Genomic DNA, 3,118 nt, shown 5'->3' with positions numbered 1-3,118 from the left:
TGTTGGTCATCCCTAATTCCTTAGCCTTGGCATTCATGCGCTCGATAAAGGCATCTGGATCATTGTTGGACATAAGATTGGCCAACATGAGGGTCGATACATTTGAGGATGGAACCACTGTCATGGTAATCAACTCAGGAATGGTGTAGTCTACTCCAGCAACAATATTATTGTTGGAGATCTCATAGATCTTTCCGATCGCTTGGTCTGAAGCGGTCGCCTTGATCACTGTATCCTTACTGATCTTACCATTTGCCATATCTTCAAACAAGAGATAGAGCGTCATGAGTTTACTCATGCTAGCTGGATCTCTGACTTCATCGATATTGTCTTTCCAGAGAACATTTCCCGTATTGCCGTCAATAATGAGCGAAGAATGCGGACGGTTAATGGCTTGGACATTGTCATTTGGATACATCTTTTGCGCCATATCCACCAATTCATCCGCACTAGCTAGAATTGGCTGGCATAAGAGACTCAGAAGGAGGCAAATATGGATCAAATATTTTTTTATCATAAACTTTTCCTTTAAAACAGACTAATCAGCTGGAGGCTAAAACAAGCTTCTAGCCCTCATGCCCTTTTCTTTTGTCTCCCAGTAGATGAAAAGAGCTAATCACAGCAGATAATTACTTGTATTGTACCATACTTTGAAGCAGAAAAAAACCTATCTGGCCCGAATAAATCGGCGATAGGTCCTGTTTTTTATCGACTTAACAAGCTCAAAGCTTCCTTATCCGCAATAATGATCACATTTGGATGTCCTTGAAGGGCACTAGCTGGCACTTTTTCTGTCCTTTTCCCCTCTACCGTACCTTTAATTGCTTGGGCTTTCGATTCCCCATAAGCAAACAAGACAATTGATTTCGCAGCCAAGATATTGGCAATCCCCATCGAAATGGCTTGGGTTGGTACATCTTCGATCTTATCAAAGAAACGAGAATTAGCCTCAATGGTAGAATCATCCAACTGAACTAAGTGGGTCTGACTATCAAAGGATGTTCCTGGCTCATTAAAACCAATATGCCCATTGCGTCCGATTCCCAATATTTGAAGGTCCACTGGATGGTCTTCGAGTATTTTGTTATAACGGATCACTTCTTGATCGGCAGATTCTTCTACACCAGATGGGAGATAGCTTTCTTTGAATGGTTTGGCATCAAAGAGATTTTTCTCCATGAAATATCGATAAGATTGAGGATCATCTCCCGTCAAGCCTACGTATTCATCTAAGTTCACACTGATTAGATTAGATAAGTCCAAATCACTTTCACGAATTTGTTTATAAAACTCAAGGGGACTGCTTCCAGTCGCAAGACCTAAGGTTTGAGCACCTTCCTTTAAGGTTTCTTTTAATATATCAAAGGCAACTTTTCCACCCTCAATTTGGTCCTTTACTTCAATAATGTTCATTGGATAGACCTCCTATTTCTCTATGCTTTTATTATATGGTATAGACCAATTTTTGTCAAGTGAAACCGCTATCTTTTTCTGGCATTTTTTTCATTTTCAAGTCGATTCGTGATATAATGAAAGGTATGATTGTATCACTATTATTCATCATTTTTTTGATCGGACTCCTTGTCTTTCTCTTATCTTTCTTGATTCATCAAAGAAAGATTCTCAAGGTCCTGATCTTTTTGATGGGAACTGTCCTGATGCTTTTAGCTATCGGTACAGCCATCTATCTACTCACAAATTTATTATAAAAGGAGCGCAAATGAATACCAACGACTTTGACTTTGATTTGCCTGAAGAACTGATTGCCCAAACCCCTCTTGAAAAACGAGATGCCTCTAAACTCTTGATCCTGGATCGAAAAACAGGGCAATTCCAAGACCGTCATTTTGATGAAATTTTAGATGAATTGGAGCCAGGAGATGCTCTTGTCATGAACAATACGCGCGTACTGCCTGCCCGTCTTCATGGAGTCAAACCAGAAACAGGTGGTCACGTCGAATTCCTTCTCCTTAAAAATACCCAAAATGACTGTTGGGAAGTCTTGGCAAAACCTGCAAAACGCTTAAAGGTAGGTGCCACAGTCAGCTTTGGAGATGGTCGTTTGACCGCAACCGTTGAGGAAGAATTGGAGCATGGTGGGCGCATCGTTCGCTTCCACTACCAAGGGATCTTTTTAGAAGTCTTGGAAAGTCTTGGTGAAATGCCACTTCCTCCCTATATTCACGAAAAGCTTGCTGATCGCGAACGCTACCAAACCGTTTACGCCAAAGAAAATGGTTCTGCTGCAGCTCCGACGGCAGGTCTTCATTTCACCCAAGAATTGCTCCAAAAAATTGAAGCAAAAGGGGTTCACCTGGTCTATTTGACCCTTCATGTGGGCCTGGGAACCTTCCGTCCAGTATCTGTGGACAATCTTGAAGACCATGAGATGCACTCTGAATTTTACCAACTTTCTGAAGAAGCTGCCGCAACCCTTCGTCAGGTAAAAGCTGCAGGAAAACGCATCGTGGCCGTCGGAACGACTTCTATTCGAACCCTTGAAACGATTGGCAACAAATTTGATGGAGACATCCAAGCTGATTCAGGCTGGACCAATATTTTTATCAAACCAGGTTATGAATGGAAAGTCGTCGATGCCTTTTCAACCAACTTCCACCTTCCAAAATCAACTCTGGTCATGTTGGTTTCTGCCTTTGCTGGCCGTGAATTAACCCTCGAAGCATACCACCATGCGATTCAAGAACGCTACCGCTTCTTCAGCTTTGGGGATGCTATGTTCATCAAGTAAAGGAGTCTCTCATGAATAAAATTGAAAGTCGCCACCGCTTGATCCGCTCGATCATTTCTGAGCGTAGGATTCATACCCAACAAGAACTTCAAGAAGCTTTAGAAGCTAATGGCGTTCTCGTTACCCAGTCCACCCTTTCACGGGATGTCAAATCCTTGAATCTAGTAAAAATTAACGAGGGGGATAGTTCCTACTATGCCATGAACACCATCGCTCCTTCCCGTTGGGAAAAGCGCCTGCGGATGTATATGGAAGATGCCTTAGTCATGTTGCGGCCCGTTCAAAACCAGGTCGTTGTAAAAACTCTTCCAGGCCTCGCTCAATCCTTTGGAGCGATCTTAGATGCACTGGAACTGGATCAAATCGTAG

At 42.5% G+C, this 3,118-nt stretch carries 4 protein-coding genes; 2 read left to right on the top strand and 2 right to left on the bottom strand.

What is annotated here, in order from left to right; genetic code table 11:
- Both SPADD19_RS11510 and SPADD19_RS04690 read right to left on the bottom strand, forming a co-directional pair.
- Positions 1-517, bottom strand: a 517-nt coding sequence (locus SPADD19_RS11510) for a serine hydrolase (protein ID WP_164905843.1), incomplete at its 3' end; no start/stop codon positions are given.
- A 188-nt stretch (positions 518-705) separates the two neighbouring features.
- Positions 706-1,413 carry a glucosamine-6-phosphate deaminase gene (locus tag SPADD19_RS04690; protein WP_061455372.1) on the bottom strand — a complete coding sequence of 236 codons (708 nt, stop codon included), beginning with the start codon at positions 1,411-1,413 and terminating at the stop codon, positions 706-708.
- 307 nt (positions 1,414-1,720) lie between these two features.
- Between SPADD19_RS04690 and queA the strand changes: the two genes are divergently transcribed.
- Positions 1,721-2,749 carry a tRNA preQ1(34) S-adenosylmethionine ribosyltransferase-isomerase QueA gene (queA, locus tag SPADD19_RS04680; protein WP_061455370.1) on the top strand — a complete coding sequence of 343 codons (1,029 nt, stop codon included), beginning with the start codon at positions 1,721-1,723 and terminating at the stop codon, positions 2,747-2,749.
- 11 nt (positions 2,750-2,760) lie between these two features.
- Positions 2,761-3,118: arginine repressor (locus SPADD19_RS04675; protein WP_241496471.1), on the top strand; the 358-nt coding region annotated here is incomplete at its 3' end.

The sequence above is a fragment of the Streptococcus parasanguinis genome (assembly GCF_001578955.1).
Lineage (GTDB): Bacteria > Bacillota > Bacilli > Lactobacillales > Streptococcaceae > Streptococcus > Streptococcus parasanguinis_U.
This window is presented reverse-complemented; position numbering and strand designations above follow the sequence as displayed.